The sequence below is a fragment of the Spiroplasma tabanidicola genome, from assembly GCF_009730595.1.
Taxonomy (GTDB): Bacteria; Bacillota_I; Bacilli_A; order Mycoplasmatales; family Mycoplasmataceae; genus Spiroplasma_A; species Spiroplasma_A tabanidicola.
This window is the reverse complement of record NZ_CP046276.1, coordinates 942,860-968,692: the sequence shown is the minus strand read 5'-3', so window position 1 is coordinate 968,692 and position 25,833 is coordinate 942,860. Positions and strand designations below refer to the sequence as shown.

Below are 25,833 nucleotides of genomic sequence, written 5' to 3'. Positions count from 1 at the left end.
GGAGATATATATGATAGATAAAAATGACAAATTATTGCTTCGTTCTATAATTATGGAACACTTTACAAATCCAGAAAATAAAGGACTAATTGAAAATGAAAAAAATATTTATGTAAAATATCAAGATTCACCAACTTGTGCAGATGCAATTGATGTTCAATTAACTTATGAAAATAATCAAGTTAAAAATGCAAAGTTTGAAGGAGTTGGTTGTGCAATCAGTACAGCTGCAATTGATATTTTATGCAATCAAATTATTAATAAATCAAAAGAAGAAGCTTTAAATATATTGTCAAATTATCATAATATGATTGTTGGACAAAATTATAATGAAGATATATTGGATGAGTTAATTATTTTTTATCAAATCTATCAACAAGGCAATCGTATTAATTGTGCCTTACTTGGTGCAGATGGCTTAAAAAATATATTAGAAAGTGAGGTTAAGTAATGAAAAAATTAAAACAAGAAAAAGAAATTAAAGAAATAAGTAATTATAAATATGGATTTAATGAAGGAGAAACTTCAAGTTTTAAAGTAGAAAAAGGATTAAACGAAAAAATAGTTAGTCAAATTTCTCAAATTAAAAATGAACCTGAATGAATGCTTGATTTTCGTTTAGATAGTTTGAAAAAGTTTAATGCTCGTCCTCAACCTGATTTTGGACCAGACTTGAATTTTATTGATTTTCAAGATTATTATTACTACACAAGAGGGACTGATGAAATAGTTGACAGTTGAGAAAAGTTACCAGAAAACATTAAAAAAACTTATGATCGTTTAGGAATTCCAGAAGCTGAAAAAAACTTTTTTATGGGAATAAATGCTCAATGAGATGCAACTCCAGTTTATGAACAATTACAAAGTGAAATTGCAGATTTAGGAGTAATTTTTACAGATTGTGATACTGCTTTGAAAAAATATCCTGAAATTTTTAAACAATACTTTGGGAAATTAGTTTCAAATGATGACAATAAATATGCTGCTTTAAATAGTGCTGTATGATCTGGAGGAACTTTTATATATGTTCCAAAAGGAGTAAAAGTTGAAAGACCATTACAAGCATATTTTAGAATTAACTTTCAAAAATCAGGACAGTTTGAAAGAACATTAATAATTGTTGAAGATGATGCAGAACTTCATTATGTTGAAGGATGTACTGCACCAATTTATTCAAGTAACAATTTACATGCAGCAATTGTAGAAATATTTGTTGGTAAAAGAAGTCATGTTAGATACACAACTGTTCAAAATTGAAGTGATAATGTATTAAATTTAGTTACAAAAAGAAGTCTTGTTGAAGAAGATGGAAGAATGGAATGAGTTGATGGAAATATTGGATCAAAAATTAATATGAAATATCCGTCATGTATTTTAAAAGGGGATCGAGCACAAGGAGATACTATATCAATTGCTGTTGCAAAAAAAGGTGTTTATCAAGATGCTGGAAGTAAAATGATACACTTAGGAAAAGAAACTAAATCTAAGATTGTTTCAAAATCAATTACTTTTCAAGGTGGAACAGCAAATTATCGAGGTTTAGCTTTTATTGGTCCAAATGCATATAATTCAAAAGCAAGAGTTGAATGCGACACTTTAATTTTAGATAACCAAAGTCATTCTGACACTATTCCTCAAAATAAAGTTCACAATAATGAGTCGCAAATAGAACATGAAGCAACAGTTTCAAAAGTAAGTGAAGAACAATTATTTTATTTAATGAGTCGTGGTATTAGTGAACAAGAAGCTTTGGAATTAATTGTTATGGGTTTTTTAGAACCTTTTACAAAAGAATTACCTTTAGAATATGCAGTTGAGTTAAATCAATTGATAAAAATGGATATGGAAGGTTCTGTTGGTTAAGTTATAATATTGAAAGAAAGATAGAGTAAAAAAATGAATAACTTATTTTTTAAAGTTACTATGTATGGTATTTTTGATAATTTTAATTGAAAATCATCTTTAATTACTTTTGTTATTGCTATTATTGGTATTGCAATCATTTTGGTATGTTTAACTTTTTATATTAATAAAAAAAATAAAATCAAAAAAACATATAAAAATAGTGAAGATGTTAATTTAGAAGAGTTAATGACATTGACAAGAGAAAATAAGCGGGATTGATTAAAATTATTGAAAAAAAATAATCGTATATACTTATTTCCATATGAAAATTTCGAAAAACACCCTTGATATGTAACAAATTTTGAATCTGAATTTGACACTTTATATAATTATTTACATAATGGATATAAAAATGAAGTTGATGAAATTTGAGAAATTAGAAAAGAATTACTTAGTAATTTTAAATACTATAAAGATTATCAAAAATATTATAGTGTTTTTGCTGAAGAAATTGAACAAAAAGAAAATAATATTAAAAGTTTATTGATTAAACTTAAACAAAAAAAAGTGGGTCAACAATTTGTTAAAGCAGAGAAGTTAAAAAATATGGATCTTGATTTTGATAAAACTGTTGATCCATTCTTGGTTTTGGGTGTTGATGATAAAATGAATTTAGATGAAATTAAAGAAATATATTATCAAATTTCACAAGTATATAAAAATCAAGAAAGTGAATCTTTAAGAATTAAATATTTACAAATCGAATGAGCTATGGATGAAATAGAAAAGAAATTTAAAAGTAATAAATAAATTATAGAGGTAAATATGAAAAAAATAATAAGTTTAATGGTTTCAACAACAATAATATCAAATACTACAGTTATATTGTCTTCATGTGAAAAAATAAATAAACTTACATATGTAGATAATATGAATGATTCAAATTTTATTAAAAATTTTGATGATGGAGTTTTTTTAAAATATATTGATTTAGAGAAAAGGGTTTTAAAAGAAAGCTTAGAAAATGAAAAAAATGATCTAAGTAACCCAAAAATTGTATTTGGTAATACAGGAAAACAAATATCAAACAATTTTGAAGAAATGAAAAAGTATTTTAAAAATTTATCATTGATAACATTAGAGGTTAATATTGAATATATTTTGAGCGCTCAAGGTAAAAAAAATCAAAATAATTTTGACATATATATAATAAAAAAAGTAACTGCAGATGATGGTAAATATACTTGGAATGCATTATTTACAAAAACAGTTAATATTGATTAAAAAGCAAAAAAAAATTATTTAAAAAATAATTTTTTTTTGCTTTTTTTTATTTTCTTTAAAATGTAAAATGTTAAATATTATAAAAATAGAAAGTGAAATTTAAAAAATGAAATATAAATTACCTAAGAAATTAGAACTTGGATTTTATTTATGATTAGCAATTGTGCCGATTTTTTGCATTGGTTTAGATTTAATCTTATCAATTACAAATCCAGTTGATGTACCACCATTTGGTCTTAGAACAAGAGATTTTGACATTAGTTTTATGGCTCAATCTATTTATTTATCTGTTTGAGTTGGAGCTTTAACATCTATTTATGGAATTATTAATACAATTGCTTTTTTTAAACCTGACGCAATGCCAAAATGAGTTGTAAATAAAAATTTTTTTACAGCTTTAATAGCGGTAACGTTTGTGCAGTTTCTTGTTTATAATTTAAATTTAATTTATCAAAAGTCAACAAATAAACAAACTATTGGTTTCAATACATGATATAACATCATTAAATCAATTCTAGAGCATATGTTAACACCAATTTTAATGTTCACATTTTATTATTTATTTCCAAAATCAATTGTAAAAGATAAAGACTATATGAAAAAATATAGCTGATTAAATTACATATTTTTAACTATGTATGTAACTTTTGCGATTACTAGAGCGGCATTAGAAATAAAATATTATCCAGGAGCTCGAGATGAGAGCATGGGATATAATCCGTTTCCATATCCACAATTGGATTGACAAAAAGTTGGAGTAGGAGTGTTTATTGTTGGTATTATTGGATTGTATGTTGCATTGTGATTAATTGCAGTATTTTTCAACTATACTTCTAATTTAGTTTATGCAAAACAAAATAATTTAGCAAATGAAAAAAAACCTAGAAAAGTAGCAAAAGATTCTAAAAAAAGAACTAAAAATATTGAATAAAAAAACGTTAATTATTATTAATAAATAACGTTTTATTTTTTTACACTTTCTTTATCGATAAAAGGTTTGACTTTTTTATCATTAACACAGTTATAACAAAGTAAAACTGATAATTGAATTTTAAAGTTAAGTTTTCCTGACTTAAAACTAAAATTATTAACTTCAGGAACATTTCTTAATCTTGTCTTAAATCATTCATTGTATTTATCACAACTACTTACCTTACTACAGTTCAAACATCTAATAGAAGTCACATCATATTTTTTTTGAACTGCACAAATTTCTGCAAAATATCAATCAAAATCATTTATTTTTGATTGATCTGAATGATATTTATCAAATGCACTATCTATTGCTTCTTGAGCTGCATCCATTTTAATTTTTCGATTACTACTTTTTTTAACCAATATTGGAATAATTAATGTTGCAAAAATAACTGTTATTGTTGAAATTGTTGCAATTGCCGCATTATAAGCATCTATAAATCTAACATTATCTGCAAGTATTATCATTTTTCTCCTACCTTTTCTAATTATAAAATTAATTCTACACCATCAATATCATAGGGAAATTCTTCAAATAAAATACTCTCTACTCCCTCTTTATAAGTCATATTTGTTAGTCCGCAACCAACACAATTTCCTAAAAGTCGAATATAAACAATTTTATCTTTAAGGGCTACAAATTCCATATCTCCACCATCTTGACGAACATACATTTTTAGTTGATCTATGACATCGATTACTTTTTGTTCTAAACTTTTGTCTTTATTTTTTTCCATATTTTACCAACTTTAATTTTATTCTTAAACCCCTTTATAATTTCCTAAAATAAGTTTATAATTTTTATTGAAGGAGAGCAAGGAAATAATGGAAAAAGGACAAAAAGTTAAAGCAAAAATAACAAGTATTGTTAACTATGGTGCCTTTTGTGAAGTTACAGATGAATCTGATGTTATTAAAGGATTGATCCACATATCTGAGTTTTCAGATTACTTTGTTGGTGATATTACTCAATTTGTCAATATTGGTGATGAAGTTGATGTTGAGGTTATTGAATTTATAAATGATAAGAATCAAGTAAAATTAAGTTATAAACGCATTAGACCAGAACTTTTAAAAGAAAATGAATCTAAAATAAAAGAAACTGGAGAAGGTTTTGATAATTTAAAAAATGTTGTAGCAGATACAAAATAGTACATAAAAAAGAGGTATTTAAATATGATAAAAGTGAACTTTTCTAATTCTAAGATTGAAAAAGAAATTAAAGAATTTGATAAAGAAAAAATTAAAAAAGTTGATGAAATGATTAGAAACAAAACAGGACAAGGTAGTGATTTTTTAGGATGACTTGATTGACCTGTTAACTATGATGAAAATGAATATAACAAAATGAAAGAAGTTGCAAAAAAGCTGCGTCAAGAAATTGAAGTACTTTTAGTTATTGGAATTGGTGGAAGCTATTTGGGAGCAAGAGCTGCTGATGAAATGATTAGAGGTTTATATCCAAATGATAAAGTTGAATTAATTTATATTGGAAATACAATGAGTTCAACTTACATTGATCAAGTTGTAAACTATGTAAAAGATAAAGAATTTGGAATTGTAAATGTTTCAAAATCTGGAACAACTACTGAACCTGGAATTTCATTTAGAGTTTTTGAAAAACTTTTAGTAGAAACAAAATCAAAAGAAATAGCAAAAAAAAGAATTGTAGCAGTTACTGATAAAGCGAAAGGTGCTTTAAAAGAATTAGCAACTGCTGAAGGTTATGAAACTTTTACAATTCCAGACGATATTGGAGGAAGATTTAGTGTATTTACACCAGTTGGAGTTTTCCCTTTATTAGTAGCAGGGATTGATACAGATGCATTATTCGCAGGATCAAAACAAGCTTATGAAGATTTAAAAGATATTAACAATCAAGCATATCAATATGCTGTTGCAAGATACATTTTAAATACTAAAAAAGGCTTTAAAGCAGAAACTTTGGTTAGTTATGAACTACAAATGCAAATGTTTAGCGAATGATGAAAACAACTATTTGGTGAATCAGAAGGAAAAGATGGTAAGGGACTATTCCCAACAAGCTGTGTATTTTCAACTGATTTACACTCTTTAGGACAATTTATACAAGAAGGAACAAAAAATATCTTATTTGAAACAATTATTGATGTAAAACATCCAACAAAAGATATAAATGTTCCAGAAAATAAAGAAAATTTAGATGGATTGAATTATTTAACAAAAAATTCATTCCACAAAATTAATCAAACAGCACTTCAAGGAGTAATTGATGCTCATGCAAATGACGGTCAAGTTCCAAATATTGTTTTAGAATTTGAAACAATGGATGCAAAAATGTTCGGTTATGCAATATACTGATTTATGTTAGCTGTTGCTATGAGCGGATATTTACTTGGAATTAATCCATTCAATCAACCTGGAGTAGAAATTTACAAAAATAACATGTTTAAACTACTTAAAAAACCTGGTTATTAGTCATAATTAAATACTTTTAGAATATAAAAAATTACTAAATTAGATAATTTAGTAATTTTTTGCTTATTTTGTTAAATTTAAACCAATAATTACACAATTATATATGTCTAAAGGATATAAAATCTATATTTACAAAAAATATAGAGTTAACATAAATCTTTCAATTAAGTTTTATAATAATTTTTATTTAAAGATAAAAAACTTAATTCTGTAAAAAAATTATGTTTATTAATAATTACATATTTTATCTTCCGCATATGAATTTTTTCTATAAGTATATTTTTATAAAAAAAGATAAAAAATTTTATTCAATTTTCAAATTTTGAGTTTCCTTGCATTAAAAAGAAAAAATACTATTATTATGAAAAACTTTAAAATACTCTTTGCTTTTAAAACTTTCTGAATTAAATTCAATGCCTTGATATTTTTGTTATTAAATTTTATTCTCTTAGAATATATTGATTTAACTATCTTATTATCGTATTTTAAAAGATCAAACTACTATTAAATGTTTTGTAAACTTTTGGCTTCAAGTTTAATATAACCAAGTATTTAATAAAAAAGTAATAATAGAAAAAAAGTTTTTAAATGTATCATTTTAATCAATATATTGTTAAAATGTATAAGTAAAATTTAAAAAAAATTAAAAATGGAGAAAAAGTTTATGAAACAAAAAAGAATTTATTTATTGTTTTTATGTCTTTTTTTTATATTTATAGTTAATTTTGGAATTTGTGTAGCGTATTATATTAAAAATATTAATCCTAAAATTGAATCAAAAATTGAAAAAAAACTCAACTATAATAAAAATTGACCGGATGAAACAGATGAATATTTAAGCACTTGACAAAGTATGCACACACAATCTGCACAAGAACTAAATGATATAAGTCAAAAGATAAAATCTGATTATTTGAAAAACTATACAAAATTATTGTATTACTATAAAGATAATCCATATTCATGTAATCAAAATTGTGATAATAGAGGAATACCGAATTTTGAAATTGAAAAAATCTATAAAGAAGTTTGTGACTCTGATGATATTCAAATGTTTGGAGCACAAACATTAAAATCTTTATACATTGAATCTAGAATTAACAAAATTAAAAAAACAGGGAGTAGTTTAATTGATAGTAATTCATTTATTATCTTATGAGCTTTAAAATATTTCAATGCAATAACTTACTATGACTCCGTTAGAGAATGAAACTCAAACTTATGAGAAATTGTTGGATTTGCACTTGATATTAATTTCTACACTTTTGGAAACTATGTTCAAGATGGTGATTGAACTAAGGGGCCATCTGAAGAAGATTTAGCAAACTACCCAGCAGATGTAAAAGTTGAAGCCAACTCAGTTATGAAAAGTTTTATTGACGATCTTTATGATTATGTGTTTATAGAAAAACATAATTAAAAAATAATAGTAATTTGATAAAGGAAAAAAGAAAATGAAATTTAAAAGCGAAGTAAGCAATTTTAATAAAGTGTTCAGACTTTTGGCAAAAGGAGTATTTTTAAACTATAAAACTTATTTTTATACATATGTCATTTCTATAGCGACATTTATTTTAGTATTTATTGTATGATTTAAAAATTCTGCAAATTTACCTATGCCTCCATTTATAGTTTCAATTATAACAAGTTGCGTATTTTTTTCATCGATGTACATTGGACTTGTTGTGATTGATTGAAAAAAAAGAAATTATTTAGTTAAGCTAAAGATTGGAGAAGTTAACAGAATAAGCTTCTTATTGTCTGTATTTTTTATAAATCTTATAATTTCTACAACAAACATTATATTAAACATTATAACTTATAATATTTTAGTTTATTCAACAACAGTTGTTATTCATAACGAAGTGTTACAAAACTTAAAATGGTATATTTGAATATTATATATTTTATGCACTTTTATATTTATTATGTTTTTAACTGCGATAAATTTATTGCTAACTTCAATTACTAAAAATGTAGCCTTATCAATATTTTTTGTTATTTTATTTTTAATATTTTCTTTAAGTTTATCAGACTCTGTTGTACAACCGAGCATGACAAGTAATTTTAAAGTTTTTAGAATACTAGGTTACTTAAATCCTGCAAAATATTTTGTTTGATTTACCATGCTTGTTACTTCTTATTCCATTTATGATATATATGGACTTACTCAAATAATTCCAGATTATTTTTATGGAAGTCCTGCGCCTTTTTGAAATATATATCAAACTTTAATACCGGCTATAATATTTTTAGGTGTTTCTCTATGTGGATATTATTTTTTATTTAAATGGGGGTATAAATTATAATGAAAAAATTACTTAATGCAATGCTGCTTTTATCAATTCCTTCTACTTTTATTACTCAGGTTGTTTCTTGTAAAGTTAAAGAAGATATAAATAGCTTTTTGAATGGATTTAGCAATTTTCAATGATCAAATCAAGAAAATGGTGATGGAATCGAATATGATCCATATGATATTAATTACCAAATTGATAGTTCTCAATCAAACATGAATGATTTAGGAAGTATAAATCCAGATAATTATAAAACATATCTTGATTATGAAAATTTTAGTACAGGTTTTAAATGACCAAAAGATATAGAAAAACAAGTTTCAACTGGTGTGCCATTGAATAAAGGTTTTATGCCAAATGGGAATGTCGCAAGTGATTTTGGTATTAAATCTCCAGCACAATATTATCGTCGATTGAATGAGTTGCTAAACTTTGATCCTCAAAAAGATATGGATGCAAAATATGCAAAGTCTAATTTTGATATTCGTGATAGAGAATTTGTAGCTGCAAAAACAACTGATTCGCAAGATGATCGTGTTAACTTTAACTTATTAAGTTATAACTCTCAAGGTCCATCAACGAATCGTAATACAATTGTAGGATCAAAAAATCCATTTGAAACTACTCAGCTTAATTGACAATTCAACAACGTTTTTGTTGGATGATCTGGTTCATGATATGAAGGACCAATTATTCCACCACCTGCAGATAATATCGAATCAGCACATAAACAAGGTGCAAAAATTTATGGAAATATTTTTTTGGATGGTTTTCATGGATTAACAAAAGAAATGTTACAGGGCTTTTTAAAAAAAGATGAACAAGGCAATTTCTTAATTGTTGACAAATTGATTGAAATTGCTAATTATTTTGGATTTGATGGTTGATTTATCAACAATGAAGCAAATGGTTTTGCTGCAGATGGAACTATTTTAAATACTAATGACATGTTAAAAATAGTTCAAGAATTTAATAGAAAAACAAGTCTTTCAGAAGATAAAAAAATAAGAGATTTAAATATAATCTACTATCAATCATGAGCAAATCTAGAATATGATGAAACCTCAGAATCATATACTAATTATAACTTTGCCAAATTTAGTAAGTCTGGTTATAAAGATAATAATATTAACAAGTTGACAAGTTTACAACTTGACTTTGGACATTCTCCAGGTAGTTATGATCGCTTTTTAAGAGAAAATCCTGATTATAAGAGTTCTGATATTTATACAATTATTGATGGTGGTTATAACGTATTTATTCATGGAACATATAATTATAAAAACTTAATTTATCCTTTTAATTTAAATGGAAGTGAAGCATATGATAAAACTAGACCAAGTAGTTTTTCAGGTTTTTATGATGGTGGATCAGCAAAATTTGCAGAAGCAGTTGATAATATATTAGGTAAAGAAAAAAAAGGAACAATTGGAAGATACTTACTAAAAAATCAGATTAATGCTTTATATAACGATATTATTTACAGCGGAACAAATATGTTTATTAGTAATTCTGATAAAGGATTAAATGGAAGCGAATATGGAGAGAAAGTAAGAAGTTTAAGTAACTTTGCTTCAGAAGCAATTTCAGTAGATCCTAGAATTCATTGAAATAACAAACCCAAACAAAATGTAGATATGATCGAAAAAATATTTAATTATAATAGTAATGCTTCAAAAACAAACACAAGTAGTTTAGGAATCGGTAGTTTTGTAAGAGAAAAAACAGTTTTTATAGACAAAAATATAGAAAACTCATTTTTAAAAACTAATTTTTCTACTGGTGGCGGAGTAAATTTTGTAGAGGATCAAAATACAGTTTTTAAAAACTATCCATGATTAAATAGAAGATTGACAGATATATTACCAACTTATAAATGGAGAATATTTGACACAAAATCCCCCGATACAGCTTTACCAATTGATGAAATAGCTGGAGGTTATGATTATTATGATATTTACAATAAAGGTAACTCTATTGTAATAGGTTCTGGTTTTGACCAAGAAGGAAAAATATTACCTGCTACATGAGATACAAATAAAACTTATGGTTGAGATATTATCGGAACTAATATTAAAAAAGATAACAATACTTTAAGTTTGGTTTATAAAGATAATGCACCAGTTGAATCTAAATCTGATGTGAATATAAGATTAACTTTTGCTGACAGTGAAGGGAAACCCATTTATCAAGATGAATCTAAGGTATATAAAACAGAAAAAATAGAAAATCTTTCTAATGATTGAAAAAGAATAACTATTAATCTAGCAGAAGAAAATTTAGGACTAAATGAAAATAAAGTTTTAGCTAGAATTGGTTTAAATATAAAACCTAAGTCAGAAAAATTTAAATTTAATGTTGGTGAATTAAATGTACAAAGTAATAATTTTGTTACAAATCAACAAGAAAAAAACTTTAGAATCTTCAATCCTAAATCTGAATATGTTATCTATAGGAACTATGAAGATCAAGTAAAAAATAGTATTAGATTTAATTGAGAAGTTTCTGATGAAAACTTAGTAGATTATTATCAAATTTATGTATTTAAAGATAATAAATGATTTAGAATTGGAGAAACTAGTCAAACAGCTTATTACTTAAAAGACTTATTAAGTGATAATGGAATAGAAATAGGAATGAGACCTGTATATAAATCTACTGGTAAGAAAGGAGATATCTATAAATTTAAAATTAATTTATAGAAGAAAAAAACATGCGTTTTCAAAAATTAGATAAAGTTATACGTTATACCTTTAAAATTACTTTTAGATCTATATTTACTCATATTTTTATCTTTATTATCCCTTTTCTAATCGAGTTATTTATTTACTTTTATTTGATTAAGCAAAACATTATATCAAATAGAGCGATTGTTTGTGGACCACTAATTTTCATAACTATTATTTTTAATTCGTTATTTGTAACAAACTCAATTTGCTCATGAAGAGAAACTATTTTTATAAAACAGATCAAAAATTTTGGAATAAATAATTTAACATTTTTAACTTCTTTGCTTGTAGTGTTTTTTACTTACTCAATGATTTCATTAATAATCATTTCAAGTGTTATTTCAACAATTGATGCCTTTAGTTTTGATAAAAAAGTATTGCAAATGTTTGGTAATGTTTTTACTCAACCTTCATTTTTATTAATATTTATTGGTATCATTTTAAATATTGCATTTGTCTATTTTATTGCAATATTAATTGCAGGCTTTTTTAGAAATGTTTATTTAATTAATGCTTTATTTGTACTGGTTGTTATGTTTTTGATATTAACAGGTGATTATTTGTTAGATTACAAGTTTACACAAAGTTTTTATTATCAGATGTTTAGTTTTTTAAATCCTCAAAAGTATTTAAATTGAATTTTTTATACATCGTATACAAACACTTATACAAACTCTGCAAGTATATATAAGATTTTAAAGAATGTAGAAGCGTTTTTCCCATTTACAAATTTATTTGCACCATTATTTTCTTCGGTTGCAATTATACCTGTAATAGGTCTTTTATCTTATTACAATTTCAATATTTCAATTAAAAAATAAAATATAAGCAATTATATTTTAAAAGTCAACCCAAACTATATAAAATTATGCATATGATTTTATATAGTTTGGTTTTTTCATATATTAAGATATTTAATGTTAGATAAAAAAGAAGATAAGAGAAGAGTTTATAATTATCTATATAAGTGCAAAAAAGTTATATTTAAAATATAGTATTAAACTATAAGCAATTATTTAACTTTTATGAAATCTTAATAGACAAAAAAAGATTGTTATCTTTATCGATGCGAAGAGACCAAGAAAAGATAAATTAGGCAAAATTGGAGTTTGTATTAATAAATAAGAGTTAAAAGTTTATGAAAATAATTAAAAATTAATAAGTAAAGTGCAAAATAAAAAATACTCTCAAAAAAATTTTGAGAGTATTTTTTAAAATATAAGTATTTTGAGTCTAGTTTAAATTAAATGTTTATTTTTTAATTCTTGATTTCATAATAATCCATTAATCTTTTTCTTAAACTACCATATTTTTCTTTAACTTCTTTTATGTTTTTATCTTCATAAACCTCACCATCTTTTAGAATAACAATTCTATCGCAAAGATCTTCAACTTCTTCAGGAATATGAGAAACAATTAAAAGAGTTAAATTTTTATTTTTTTTATAACTTTTAAAAAAGTTGATTAATTTTATTTGCATCTCTAGGTCAAGACCGGTGATTAACTCATCTAAAATTAATACTTGTGGTTCATTTATAATTGATAAGAAGCAATTAGCTCTTTGTCTTTGACCTCCAGATAATGAATCAATCGGCTTTTTAATAAACTCATTTAAGTTAAATGCTTCTACTAATTCTTCAAACTCTTTTGTTTTTAAAAATGTTTTATTTTTATAAAAGCTTACTAAATCTAATACCTTAGTCCCTGGTGGTCAGCTTCCATCTTGAAATTGCATCCCAACTCTTTTTTGTACTTCAGAATTTGACTCATCAGTATATTTTATTGAACCGCTTGTTGGCTTTAGCAACTTAGCAATTATTTCTACTAATGTAGTTTTTCCACTTCCATTTGAACCTAAAAATGCAATTGACTCTGAATCTTTAATTGTTAAATTTATATCTTTTAATACTTGTTTTTTACCGTAATATTTATTAACTTTATCAATAACTATCATATTTTTATCTCCCTAAAATAATCTTTTTTTTACTAAATTATTATATATTATTAAATAATTTAAGCAAAAATTCTATTTATCTATAAAAAAATTATGTTAATTACAAAGCATTTCTAAAATATATTTTTCAGATATATCTTAAAATATTTTTTTTTTATTTCTTTGCTTATTAACTATTTAAAAGATTTTAAGTTTTTTATATTTTATAGTAGTTTATCTACGTGACCTTCTTTAATTAATTGTTTTAATTTATATGAAAGGTTTTTATTTGCTATATGAGTTTAGATATAGTTTTTAGTAATTGTTTTACAATGAATTATGGTTACTTTGCTAAAACAAGTTTTCCATTTTATCAAGGCAAATAAATACTCTATAACATTTATATCATTTTTTTAGATATTTATATTTCTAATATAATAGACCAGTTTCTAAATACTCTATTTAAGTGCTTTTTAATATCTCTAGTTATAATATTATTTGTTTGAACCTTACAAAAAAATATTATAAAATTATAATATTGTTTTTAAAAAAAACAATAGATAAGGGAATAAAAAAAATGAAAAGATTATTCAACATATTAGGTGTTGTAGCTTTGTCAGCAAGTTCATCATCTTTTTTAATGTCTTGTAAAAAAAGACCAATTGATCAATCTTTTGATGTTGAAAAAAGTTTTGAAATAATAAATGGAACTAACTTTAATTCATCAGAAGAAAATGATAAATATCATAATAATTTTCATGTTGATGCACCAGATTATAAAGGTATGTTAAATGATATGCAAGGTGGATGATTTGACGGAACATATTGACATATTTACTTTTTATATAATAAAGATGCAAAATATGACGAAAAGGGAGAACAAATCGGAGAAAATGGTACTGAATGATACCATATGCAAACTAAAAACTTTATAAATTGAGAATATAAAGGTTTAGCTGTAAAAAAATGAAACGCTAAAGGCTGAGGGGATGCAGCTGGAGGAACTTTATTTGTCGACAAAGATGGAGATTTTAAGGAAAATAAAATAAAAAATGGTAGAGTGGCTATTTCAACGGCATATGGTGGAGAAAAAGGACAAAACATTTTAGCTTATTACTCAAGTCCTGGAGATAAAGAAGGAAATGGCAATGATTTTGGATATAATTTTAATGTTTTAAATGATGGTGAGCCAATTTTAAAAAATGGGCAACCAGAAGGAACTTATCCTGATTTTAGAGACCCACATTTCTTTAAAAAGGACGGAAAATTTGTTATGTATGTATCTCAATTAGATAAATTTGGAGTTTATGTTTCTGATAAACCATTATCTGGATATATACATAAAGGCGATTATTATGTAAAACATGCTATGGTAGAATGTGCAAATTTATTTGAGTTAAACGTCAATGGAGACTCAGAAAATAAAAAATATGTATTTATTTATGGAGGTAACGGGAACAACAAGAATAATGATGCAAAATCAGTTGATAATTTAGGAACTGGAACATATTATTCGGTTGGTCATTTAAATGAAGATTTTGTTTTTGTAGAAGAGCAAGGTCCTCAAAGACTTGATTTTGGAGCAGATTTTTATGCTGCAAAATTCTTTGAAGATGATAGTTCAAGTGTAAAAAACGATCACTTAATAGGAACAGGTTGAATGAGCAGTTGAGATTACAATAGAGTAGTTCCAAATACTGGTTATTGAGGAAATATGTCATTGGCAAGAAAAATTAGACTTTCTCAAGATGGAACTGGAAAATACTGCATGAATCAAGAATTTTTAGGAGTAAATGATTGAGATAAAAGTATTTCAACTAACTCAGATGCTATAAACCCTTCAAAAATTGATGGAGGAAGCTATAAAATGGATATTGTCTTCAAAAGTACAAAAAGTTCTGATAATGTTATCCAATTTGTATTTAATGATGAAACTTATAAAAATATATTGAAATTAGACTTTAAAAATAATCAAATTATGACTCAAAGATCTTCTCTTGATAAAACATTAAAAGGTAATAAAGGATTTACTCAGGAAAGAGCATATAGTACAAATTTAAATTTAGAAAATGATTCTCGTATAACTTTAATAGTAGACACAACAACTATTGAAGCAGTTTTACCTGATAGAAGTATTATTTCTATGATTAAGTTTAGGGACGGAAAAACACCAGAAAAACTTAAAATTGATTCTTTATCAAGTAAGTTAAAATTTGATATGAATTACTATAGTAACATTAAAAAATAAGCATTAGGGGAAAAACATTTATGAAAAAATTATTAAAAGCAATTTTTGTTGGATTTTTAGGAACAAGTTTTTCTTTTGGTTCAGTTGCATGTAAAAGTTATCCAAACTATAAATTACCACCAATTGATGATGCAAAATATACAAATCGTTTTCACGTTCAAAACCCAACAACAGGGATGATGAATGATATTCAAGGTGGATTTTTTAGAGATAATAAATGACATATTTATTTCTTGCAAAATGCAGATGGTATTTTTGATCCATCAGGATATAACCACGGAAAGTTTGGTTCTGTTTGATATCATGTAACAACAACCGATTGAATTAATTGAAAGTATGAAGGTCCAGCTGTCCCAAAATACACTACAAAATATGGAGATCAAGCTTCTGGAACTTTTTTTGAAGATGTAAATAACGATTTTGGATATGGTTCAAAAGCTATTATTGCAGTCACAACATCATATAGTGATGAAGGTCAAAACATTATGATGTTTTATTCTATTGATGGAGGATATAAATTTGATCCTGTAAAAGAAGAACCAATTTTATGAAATCTACACAAAAAAACAAATGAAAATTTTAGAGATCCATACTTTTTCAAAAAAGATAATAAGTTTATTATGTATATTGCAGAAGAAAATGAATTTGGAGTATATGTTTCAAATAAACCTACTAGTGGATTTGAAAAAACTGGTTCATTTAAAGCTGACCACCCAATGTTAGAATGCCCAAATTTATTTCAAATGAATGTTTCAAATAATGAATGTGCAAAAAAGTGAGTAGCTATTTATGGAGGTAATGGTGAATGAGGTGATAATGCAGATGGATTATCAACAGGAACTTATTACATTACAGGAACTCTTGATGAAAATACATATATTTTTAAACCAGATGAAGACCAAACTTATAAAAGAATAGACTTTGGTCCAGATTTTTATGCAGCAAAATTTGTTACTAAAAGTAGTTCAAATGTCGATTTAGATAGCTTAATTGCAACAGCGTGAGTTAGCAATTGAAATTATAATTTCTCAGTACCAAATGATGGTAGATTGGGAAATATGTCTTTAGCAAGAGAATTAAAATTAGTCAATCAAGGTTCAATTGAAAAACCAGTTTATTACATAAATTCTAGTTACTTAGGTTTTGACGATTATAAAGTTACAAAAGAAGGTGAATACAGTAACGATTCTGATTTGATAGAAAAAGAAAATTTAGCAGGACAATTTTATAAACTAGATTTATTATTTGATAATTTAAAAAGCACAGAAGACAAAATAAACTTATATATTGGAGATGAACAATATGATGTAAATGTCATAATTGATTTTTTAAATAATAAAATTGCAGTTACAAGATCAATAAATCAAGACTTTCACTTTGGAAAAGAAGCATTTGAAAAACAAAGAGTATTTGATATAAATAGAGAAAACGTTAATGATAAAAGTATTTTAGAAATATATAATGACAAAACTATTTTAGAATTTAAATTTTTAGACGGTTCTACATTTACAATGCTTAAATATCCAGATGGAGTTACAAAAGAAAAAGTAAAATTAACTTCAGAAAAAGAATCTATTAATTACAAGTATTATCAAATTGTACAGGATTAAGATTATGAAAAAATATTTATTATCTAAGGTTAGTAAATTTATTTTTTCTTTTTTGTTTATTTTTGTTTTATTTGTAATTTATTTTTTTTCAATGATATATGTTAATAAACCTTTACAACCTTTACAACAAAGATTTTCTAATAAGTTTCACGTTGATATGAAAAAAGCGGGAATGATGAACGATATTCAAGGTGGTTTTTATAGAGATGGAACTTGACATGTATATTTTTTATACAGTGACAAAATTAGATTTAATGCGAAAGGATGAAAATTTGGTGAGCTGGGAACCAATGTTTATCATGTTACAACAAAAGATTGATTAAACTGAGAATATGAAGGCATTGCTATTAAAAAAAATATGACAAGATATGCTGATATTTCTTCTGGAACTATTTTTGAAGATTTGGATAATTGATTTGGATATGGAAATGACGCAATAATATCTATTAACTCAAGTTTTTTTGATGAGGGCCAAAATATTTTAGGTTATTATTCTACTGATGGAGGGTATAATTTTTTACCTATAAAACAAGAACCAATTATTAATATAAATCAAGAAATTCCTGAAAATAGAAGTGATTTTAGAGATCCATATTTTTTTAAAATGGATAATAAGTATGTCGTATATTTAGCTCAAAATGAATATTTTGGAGTATGAGTATCTGATAATCCAACAAGTGGTTTTGAAAAAGTTGGGAAAATAACTGTTCCACACCCTATGCTAGAATGTCCGAACTTATATCAAATGAATGTTTTTGGAAGTAATGAAAAAAAATGAGTTTTATTTTATGGCGGAAATGGTTCATGAGGTAAAGATGAAGATGGTTATTCTGTAGGTACATACTACACAATTGGAGATATAGATAATAATTATGTTTTTATACCAGATAAAAACTTTACATCAAAAAGATTAGATTTTGGACCTGATTATTACGCTGCAAATTTTATGAAAAAGGATAAAGGCATAAAAAATATCAATAGTTTAGTTACAACGGGTTGAATTGGTAATTGATCATATATTTATCAAAGCCCTAATGATGGAAGATATGGGGCTATGTCATTAGCGAGAAATTTAAAACTAAATAAATCAAAAAATGACTATTTTATTAGTTCAAAGATAATCGATTATGAAAATAGTGGTTTAACTAAGACTAAGATATTTTCAAACTCAACAAATTTCAATAATCTTAGTGGTGCATATCAGTTAAATGTTAATTTAAAAGATGTACAAGACTTTAATGAAGCAATAACTTTTAGCTTTTTTGACAGTTTTTATAAAATTGATATATATTTAGATTTTAAAAAAAATAAGGTATGCATAAAAAGAAATACAAGTTACAAAATTTTGCAAGAAAGATCTGAATTTATTAAAACAAGAGAATTTAATGTTAAGTTCTCAAAAAATGACATACTAAAGATTTTTTTAGATAAAAGAATAATTGAATTAGAATTCCCAAATGGTTATACTTTTACAATGTCTAAATTTTTAGGCACAAAAAATGACGAAAAATTAAGTATTATTATGCAAAATAATTATCAAATTTCTATGGATTATTATAATTTAGATATTTAAAAATAAAAATTAAAAGAATTAAAAAAGTAATTTTAAAAGTTACTTTTTTTATTTAAAATTATAAGCAAAGGAGAAAAAATATGCTTAATGAAAAAAACCTTAATTTCATCATTGATAAGCAAAAAGAATTAGATAAATATATAGAAACAAAGTGGAATATAACAAATAATGAAGAGATTTTGTCAAAAAAAATAGTTGCTTTATATGTAGAAATATGTGAATTTATTAATGAACAAAGAGCATTTAAATTTTGATCAAATAAAAAACCAAGCGAGAAAAATATTCTTTTAGAAGAATATATTGATGGTATTCATTTTATTGTTTCTATTGGTTATTTGACAGGTTTTAAACCAGAAGATTATAATTTTGCTTTTCAAAATAATACTATTATTGATGCTTATTTAAATTGTTTACAAAAAGTTGGAGAATTTAATAAAAATAGAAATGTACAGTTTTTTACAAATATGTTAGATGCATTTTTTTCAATAGCAAAAATTTTGGATTTTAGCGAAAAAGAGATAATTGAAGCATATATTGAAAAAAATAAAGTGAATTTTGAAAGACAAGATAATAATTATTAATAATTAATTAGGGAGGTCTATTTATGGATGATAAAAAAAATAAAAAGGTTGCAGATTTTAAACCAAGTCAAGAGTTTGACCCTAAACGTCCTACTTTAACATTGGATGAAAGTATTGATTTAGATGAAGATAAAACAAATTATACTAAAACGTATGATAGATTTGATTTAAATAATGATACTGAAACAAATAATAGTCCAATAAAAACAAATGAAGAAGACCAAACCCAAAATCAAAACTTAGAAAATAATAAAAATGATGCAAAAAGTATAATTGCAAGATTAAAAAGACAATTAGAAGAAAAAGAACAAAGAGATGAACAACTTGAAAAGGGTGGTAAAGTAGTTATGCCAGACCCTAATAGTGAAAATAGATTATATGGGAGACCAAAAGCTAATTTTGAAGATTACACAAAAGTATTTAAAGATCCAAAAACAAAATTAAGAGATGCAAGTAGACATGCAAGAGATAATTTTACTCAAGAAGAAATTGATAAAATTGTAGAAACTTTCACTTATAAAGTTGTTAAAGTTACAAAAAAAGAAGTAGTTTTAAAGTATAGTAAGTATGGATTTGAGTTCTTTAAAAATAACTCTGATGGAAGATATTGAGTTAGTACGTTGATATTTGAAGAAGTTTGAAATCCAAGAAAATATTCATATATAACATATTGAAATGGTAATACTTTCATAGGATATGGTAACAAAACACTTGACGAATGTATTCAAAAAGCAAAAGATTTAACTGTTTCTACAAGGACAGGTGATGTTGTATGAAAAGATTTTGTAATTGATTGAAATCAAAAAAATAATCGATTCATTGTTGGAGATACACCTAAAAAATTTACATGAGATGAATATCGAAAAATTGTTAAATGATGAGATGAAAATAAGATTTGAATTTTAGTTAAACAAGAAAAAGTTAGAGATATTGAAGATTTAATGAATGAAACAAGAGAAAAAAAGGCAAAGGGTGAACGTGTAAGTCCATTAGCTTCAATTCAAGCAAAATTATTAGACCCACCAAGAAGAGCGCAAGGAGTTCATGGATATCCTGTGCAAGATCCTAAATATAAAGGAAAAGATTATATAAAACCTGAAAATAAACTATATGAAATTGGTTTTACATATGTTGAATAATTAAGAAAGGTTCTTAAAATGGAAAAGATTACATCAGTAAATAATAATTTAATAATCAAGATTTTAAAATATAAAGATAGAAAAGTTCAATTTAAAGAACAAAAATATTTAGTTGAAGGTTTGAATATTGTCAGAGAAGCTTTAAAGTATCACTTAGTTGATACTATTTTAGTTACTAAAAAAACAATTAATGAGTTTAGAGAGTATGATAATGTAATTGAAATTAGTGACAATGTTGCAAATAAATTAAGTGACTTAAAAACCTCTCAAGAAGTTTTTGCGATTTGTAATATGAAAACTCAATTTATTGAAAAATCTAATGTTTTAATTCTAGATGATATTCAAGATCCAGGAAACTTAGGAACCATTTTAAGAAGTGCAATTGCATTTGATTTTAAAAACATTATTTGTTCAAAAAACAGTGTAAGTGTGTATAATTCTAAGGTTTTGCGTGCAGCCCAAGGAAATCATTTTAAATTAAATATTGAATATGTAGATTTAGATAAAACAATTAGAAACTTAAAAGAACAAAATTATCTACTAATTTCTACTAGCTTAAGTAAAGAAAATAATTTTGACAAATCTCAAGTTGCAAAAAAACAACACTTAGCATTAGTTTTAGGAAATGAAGGTTCAGGAATTAAACAAAGTATTGTTGATATATGTGACAAAAACTTTTTATTAGAAACAAATAAAGAAGTGGAAAGTTTAAATATTGCAGTAGCAGGATCGATAATAATGTTTAAATTATCAAATGAAAATTAATTTTAAAATTTTATAGTTATAATTCAGTTGAAGGGAATCAAAAAATGAGAGAACTAAAAGCATTTATTAATAATGAATTTATTAATAATGGAGAATGATTAGAAATCATTAATCCTACTACACTTTTACCGGCTGGAAAAGTAACTGCATTAAAAGCAGAAGACATTAATAAAGCATATAGCGCAGCAAGAAATGCACAAAAAGATTGAGAAAAATTAGCATTATTAGAACGAATTAGTATTTTAAAAAAATTTAGAGATGCTATTTTAAAACATCAAGATGAAATAGCAAAAATAATGAGTGAAGAAATTGCAAAAAATTTAAAAGACTCACTAGCTGAAGTTTTAAGAACTGTAGAAATAATTGATTATACATTTGAAGAAGCAAAAAGAATGGATCCGCTTGCTATGACAGGTGAGGGAATGGGTGCTAAAAATAAATTAGGAATATTTGAAAGAGTAGCAAAAGGAGTTATATTAGCAATTTCACCTTTTAACTATCCTTTTAATTTAGCATTAGCAAAAATTATTCCAGCACTTGTAATGGGAAACACAGTTGTATTCAAACCAGCAACTGCAGGAAGTTTAACTGGCGCTTATATGGCAAAATTAGCAATTGAAGCAGACTTTCCAAAAGGCATTTTTAATGTTGTGACTGGTAGAGGAAGAGAAGTGGGAGATATAATTACTTCAAATCCTGAAATTGATATGATTTCATTTACAGGAAGTGTTGGTATTGGAAATCAAATTAGAGCAAAAGGTAGTTCAACTGATTTAGTACTTGAACTTGGAGGAAAAGATCCAGCTTTAGTTTTAGATGATCGCGATTTAGAAAAATATGCTTCAGAAATTGTAACTGGAGCTTTTGGATATTCTGGACAAAGATGTACTGCAATTAAAAGAGTATTTGTAAATGATCAAATTGCAGATAAATTAGTACCAATTATAAAAAAACATGTAGAAAAATTAAGTGTTGGAACACCAGAACAAAATGCATTTATAACACCAGTCATTGATGAAAAATCAAGTGATTTTATTCAAGGATTAATTGATGATGCAAAACAAAAAGGTGCTAAAATCTTATTTGGAGATAAAAGAGAAAAAAATCTAATGTGACCAACATTAGTTGATTATGTTACTCCTGATATGAAATTAGCATGAGAAGAACCGTTTGGACCAGTTTTGCCAATTTTGAGAGTAAATAGTATTGAAGAAATGATTAAACTTGCAAATAAGTCAAACTTTGGATTACAAGCAAGTGTATTTTGTCAAGATATTTCAACAGCTATAAATGTTGCAAAACAAATTGAAACAGGAACTGTAAATATTAATTCAAAATCTCAACGAGGGCCTGATTGTTTTCCTTTTTTAGGAATAAAAGATTCTGGAGAAGGTGTTCAAGGAATTAGAGAGTCATTAATAAGTATGACAAGATATAAAGGTATAGTTATAAACTATTAAATCAGACTATTTTATTAGTTTTGTGCATAAAAATTGTAAAAAACTACAATGATAATATGCTAAAATTATATTAATGTAGGGCTAAAAGATAGGGGTTATTTTATGAAAGCAATTAAAATTATGAACTTAGTGCTTGGAATTTTTGGAGCATTATTTGTATTTATGTCTGCATCTTTAATTATTATTAGTATTCCAGGCGAAAAAATGCATGCTTATTCAATGTTTAATAGTGAATATGCTCATTGATTGCAATATTTATTAATTCTTGTGGCAATTATTGCTTTTATTGCTACTATGGTTTGTTTTTTTATCAATAACAATCCTTATATTTCAATTTTTGATTTATTAGCATCAATTTTAGCAATAATTATATCTATATCATTTTATTTTATGACATATGATGTTGTAATAAAATTATTAGGAAGTAGCAGTTATCTTATAATTTCTATAGTGCTGTTTATAGTTTTTCCTATAATTATTTTCATAGTAAGATCTGCATTGAGTATTGTTGCTATAGTTAAATCAAATAATGAAGATGGTAATAAAAATGTTACTTCAAATAAGTTTAATCAACAATTTCAACCACAACCTCAATTTCAACCACAACCTCAATTTCAACCACAACCTCAATTTCAACCACAACCTCAATTTCAACCACAACCTCAATTTAACATGCAACAACAAGTAAATAATATGAATCAGGCGCATGATGATTTATCATTTACTTCAACTCCAAATGATGAAACATTTAATATAGCAGATAAAATTCAAAAATTAAGAAATAATCTATCTGAAAATGATTTTGAAAATATGCACATAGAAGATCACGACGAAAGTGTTCAAGATCAAAATTTTGATGTACCTAATTTAGAAAATTATGATCAAACTCAAGAAGAAAATAATTTCGATCAAGAAAACTTTCAAAATCAACAACAAGATATTATGTTTAATCAATTTAAACAACAAAACCAATCAAATAGTCAACAACCAAGAATAAAACGTCCAGATAGACCTGTGGGTGTCCAAGAAGAGCAATTATCAAATACTGTACAAGAGTATTTATTTTCTGATAAGCCAAAAGACCCTTATAAACAAACAATAGTACCAAGAAGACTTGTTGCACAAAAAGCAAGTATTTATAAAGATCCAATAGGAAATATTCCCCAAAAAATAGCAAGTAAACCTCAAACTGAAAGAAAACAACCTAAGGTTGATATGAATTATGAAAATAAGATTTTTTTAGGTGATGGAGATAGAATCTGAGAAGCTTTAAAAAAACAAAACCGTAATATTCAACCTAAAAAAAACTTAGCAAATAATGATAACTTTAACATGTTAGATAATTTGCAAAAAGAAAAAACAAGAACGTTAGAAATAGATACAAATAAAATTTTTGACCCAATTAATGATGAAAATGAAGAAAAATCAGCAACAATAGAATGAGACGACTAGTAAAAGTCGTCATTTTTTTTGTTTTTTTATATTTTTTAAAAAAAATGAAAAATTTTTTCACTTTTTTTAAAAAAAGACTGTCAATAACTAATCAATTTTTCCCAAAACTTTATTTTTAGAGTTTTTGTAAAATATTCAATTAGTATATTTTCATGGACTATTGGTTTTAATTTGCTTATGTGTTTTTTGTATATCAGAAACACTTTTATCTTCATAAGCTTCTTTATAAGTTGAGTTTTGTTGAACTTCAATTAAAGGCATTCATTCACTAAATGAGTTTGAATATAATTGCCCATCAAAAGTTTCTACTACAAAGATTTTTGTTTTATTTTTATAAAAGACTGGCTCGCCATTCGAATGTGGTAAATAAAATTTATTTTGGTATTTTATTGTAGATCCTTTATTAATAGTTCTTTCAAATCTTCTTGATAAATAAAAGTCTATGTTTTTATGTTCTTTAAAAATAGAAAAAGAGTTAATGATATTATTTAATTGAAGGGAAAACTGTGAATTATATCTTTTAATATATTCATTTAAAAATGAATTTGCTTCATTTATATCTGATAAATTATTTTCTTTGAGTTCCTTTGGTAGGCGATCTTGAAGTGTATTTCACAACCTTTCAATACGGCCTTTTGTTTGAGGAACACTTGAAGTTGTTAGCTTTATTCCTAAGTTATGACATAAGAATCCGTATTGTGTTAAAGAGTCAGAGTGAAGGTCTGACTCTTTTTCTTTTTGACTTCAAAATACAGTCCTTTTGTCAGTAATTATCTCCTTTGGAATCCCATACTCCAATAAAACTTTTTTTGTTATATTGTAGTATCCCATAAGAGTTTCTTCTTTATCAAAATATAAAGCTAAAACTTTACCTGTTGCATCATCTATAAAACCATGTAAATACCATTTCTCATTATCAACTCAGTAGTGGACTGATGCATCAGTTTGCAAGCGCTCACCAAACTCTGTTTTTCGATTTTGCATAGGATGAATATTTTCTATTGAAAGCAAAGTATTTAAATACTCTCGTTTCTCAAGTTTTTTAATATTTTCATTTTTTAATAAGTTAGTAATTTTTTGTTTAATCATTTTTTTAGTTACTTTATGAATTCTTGGTGAATATAAATTATTCTTTTTTAATAAATTGATTAAGTAAGTATATGAAACACTTATTTGATGGTTTGATCAAAGCTTTTCTAAAAAGTGTTTATAATTATATTCTTCATATTTATTAATGTACAAGTCAATAATTTGATCACTTATTTGATGTTTTATTTTTTTATTTGATATTCTTCCAGTATTTTTGTGGATAAATGCTGTGTAACCATACTTTTTATATTTGTTAATTAATAAGTTAACATTTCTTATTGTTTGACAGATTTTTATTGCTGCAGCTTTTTTAGATAGTTTTTCATCAATTACAGCTTTAATTATTTCCATTTTATTTTTTTCATTCATTTTTAAATATCTCCTCATATTTAAATC

General features: G+C 25.2%; 23 protein-coding genes. 19 read left to right on the top strand and 4 right to left on the bottom strand.

Going from position 1 to position 25,833, the window contains the following annotated elements; translation table 4 throughout:
- Positions 1-10: 10 nt before the first annotated feature.
- The 5 genes from sufU (at position 11) to STABA_RS04305 (ending at position 4,060) form a co-directional block, all read left to right on the top strand.
- Complete coding sequence (gene sufU, locus STABA_RS04325; protein WP_170264703.1) at positions 11-451, top strand: Fe-S cluster assembly sulfur transfer protein SufU; 441 nt, start codon at positions 11-13, stop codon at positions 449-451.
- Positions 451-1,863: a Fe-S cluster assembly protein SufB gene (gene sufB / locus STABA_RS04320; RefSeq protein WP_156006894.1), complete on the top strand. Its 1,413-nt coding sequence runs from the start codon at positions 451-453 to the stop codon at positions 1,861-1,863. Before sufU ends, sufB begins: the two co-directional genes overlap by 1 nt.
- A gap of 33 nt (positions 1,864-1,896) precedes the next feature.
- Complete coding sequence (locus tag STABA_RS04315) at positions 1,897-2,655, top strand: hypothetical protein (RefSeq protein ID WP_156006892.1); 759 nt, start codon at positions 1,897-1,899, stop codon at positions 2,653-2,655.
- 15 nt (positions 2,656-2,670) lie between these two features.
- The gene (locus tag STABA_RS04310) at positions 2,671-3,129 is read left to right on the top strand and encodes a hypothetical protein (protein ID WP_156006890.1); all 459 of its coding nucleotides are present in this window, start codon (positions 2,671-2,673) and stop codon (positions 3,127-3,129) included.
- 106 nt (positions 3,130-3,235) lie between these two features.
- Entirely contained in the window at positions 3,236-4,060 is an 825-nt protein-coding gene (locus STABA_RS04305) for a hypothetical protein (RefSeq protein WP_156006887.1), read from the top strand.
- A 32-nt stretch (positions 4,061-4,092) separates the two neighbouring features.
- On the opposite strand, the gene STABA_RS04300 is transcribed toward STABA_RS04305, so the two are convergent.
- Positions 4,093-4,572, bottom strand: coding sequence for a hypothetical protein (locus STABA_RS04300; protein WP_156006885.1), 480 nt, complete (start codon positions 4,570-4,572; stop codon positions 4,093-4,095).
- Between the two features lie 20 nt (positions 4,573-4,592).
- A complete protein-coding gene (locus STABA_RS04295; protein ID WP_156006883.1) occupies positions 4,593-4,841 on the bottom strand; it encodes a NifU family protein in 249 nt (82 codons plus the stop codon).
- Positions 4,842-4,929: 88 nt separating this feature from the next.
- Here STABA_RS04295 and STABA_RS04290 point away from each other — a divergent pair, with 88 nt between their 5' ends.
- The 6 genes from STABA_RS04290 to STABA_RS04265 all read left to right on the top strand — a co-directional run bounded on the left by STABA_RS04290 (position 4,930) and on the right by STABA_RS04265 (position 12,408).
- On the top strand, positions 4,930-5,256 hold the full coding sequence (locus STABA_RS04290; RefSeq protein WP_246157316.1) for a S1 RNA-binding domain-containing protein: 327 nt from the start codon (positions 4,930-4,932) through the stop codon (positions 5,254-5,256).
- Between the two features lie 24 nt (positions 5,257-5,280).
- Positions 5,281-6,561 carry a glucose-6-phosphate isomerase gene (locus tag STABA_RS04285; RefSeq protein WP_156006881.1) on the top strand — a complete coding sequence of 427 codons (1,281 nt, stop codon included), beginning with the start codon at positions 5,281-5,283 and terminating at the stop codon, positions 6,559-6,561.
- A gap of 664 nt (positions 6,562-7,225) precedes the next feature.
- Positions 7,226-7,981, top strand: coding sequence for a hypothetical protein (locus STABA_RS04280; RefSeq protein ID WP_156006878.1), 756 nt, complete (start codon positions 7,226-7,228; stop codon positions 7,979-7,981).
- Between the two features lie 34 nt (positions 7,982-8,015).
- On the top strand, positions 8,016-8,870 hold the full coding sequence (locus STABA_RS04275; RefSeq protein WP_156006876.1) for a hypothetical protein: 855 nt from the start codon (positions 8,016-8,018) through the stop codon (positions 8,868-8,870).
- Complete coding sequence (locus STABA_RS04270; RefSeq protein ID WP_156006874.1) at positions 8,870-11,560, top strand: endo-beta-N-acetylglucosaminidase; 2,691 nt, start codon at positions 8,870-8,872, stop codon at positions 11,558-11,560. Before STABA_RS04275 ends, STABA_RS04270 begins: the two co-directional genes overlap by 1 nt.
- A 134-nt stretch (positions 11,561-11,694) precedes the next feature.
- The gene (locus STABA_RS04265) at positions 11,695-12,408 is read left to right on the top strand and encodes a hypothetical protein (protein WP_170264702.1); all 714 of its coding nucleotides are present in this window, start codon (positions 11,695-11,697) and stop codon (positions 12,406-12,408) included.
- A gap of 437 nt (positions 12,409-12,845) precedes the next feature.
- Here STABA_RS04265 and STABA_RS04260 read toward each other — a convergent pair whose 3' ends face one another.
- Positions 12,846-13,541, bottom strand: a complete 696-nt coding sequence (locus tag STABA_RS04260) for an ABC transporter ATP-binding protein (protein ID WP_156006870.1) — start codon at positions 13,539-13,541, stop codon at positions 12,846-12,848.
- Between the two features lie 556 nt (positions 13,542-14,097).
- On the opposite strand from STABA_RS04260, the gene STABA_RS04255 reads away from it, so the two are divergent.
- From STABA_RS04255 to STABA_RS04220, 8 genes are all read left to right on the top strand, one after another.
- Positions 14,098-15,768: a glycoside hydrolase family 32 protein gene (locus STABA_RS04255; RefSeq protein ID WP_156006868.1), complete on the top strand. Its 1,671-nt coding sequence runs from the start codon at positions 14,098-14,100 to the stop codon at positions 15,766-15,768.
- A 20-nt stretch (positions 15,769-15,788) separates the two neighbouring features.
- Positions 15,789-17,378 (top strand): glycoside hydrolase family 32 protein, encoded by a 1,590-nt coding sequence (locus tag STABA_RS04250; protein ID WP_156006866.1) that lies wholly within the window; start codon positions 15,789-15,791, stop codon positions 17,376-17,378.
- 4 nt (positions 17,379-17,382) lie between these two features.
- Positions 17,383-18,951 carry a glycoside hydrolase family 32 protein gene (locus STABA_RS04245; RefSeq protein WP_156006864.1) on the top strand — a complete coding sequence of 523 codons (1,569 nt, stop codon included), beginning with the start codon at positions 17,383-17,385 and terminating at the stop codon, positions 18,949-18,951.
- A gap of 80 nt (positions 18,952-19,031) precedes the next feature.
- Positions 19,032-19,532, top strand: a complete 501-nt coding sequence (locus STABA_RS04240; protein WP_156006862.1) for a dUTP diphosphatase — start codon at positions 19,032-19,034, stop codon at positions 19,530-19,532.
- Between the two features lie 23 nt (positions 19,533-19,555).
- On the top strand, positions 19,556-20,671 hold the full coding sequence (locus STABA_RS04235; protein ID WP_156006860.1) for a hypothetical protein: 1,116 nt from the start codon (positions 19,556-19,558) through the stop codon (positions 20,669-20,671).
- 18 nt (positions 20,672-20,689) lie between these two features.
- A complete protein-coding gene (locus tag STABA_RS04230; protein WP_156006858.1) occupies positions 20,690-21,436 on the top strand; it encodes a TrmH family RNA methyltransferase in 747 nt (248 codons plus the stop codon).
- 44 nt (positions 21,437-21,480) lie between these two features.
- On the top strand, positions 21,481-22,896 hold the full coding sequence (locus STABA_RS04225) for an NADP-dependent glyceraldehyde-3-phosphate dehydrogenase (protein WP_156006856.1): 1,416 nt from the start codon (positions 21,481-21,483) through the stop codon (positions 22,894-22,896).
- A gap of 102 nt (positions 22,897-22,998) precedes the next feature.
- Positions 22,999-24,348, top strand: coding sequence for an ABC-2 transporter permease (locus tag STABA_RS04220; RefSeq protein WP_156006854.1), 1,350 nt, complete (start codon positions 22,999-23,001; stop codon positions 24,346-24,348).
- An 87-nt stretch (positions 24,349-24,435) separates the two neighbouring features.
- Here the strand turns inward: STABA_RS04220 and STABA_RS04215 are convergent, their stop codons facing one another.
- Entirely contained in the window at positions 24,436-25,806 is a 1,371-nt protein-coding gene (locus tag STABA_RS04215) for an ISNCY family transposase (protein WP_156006782.1), read from the bottom strand.
- Positions 25,807-25,833: the final 27 nt, after the last annotated feature.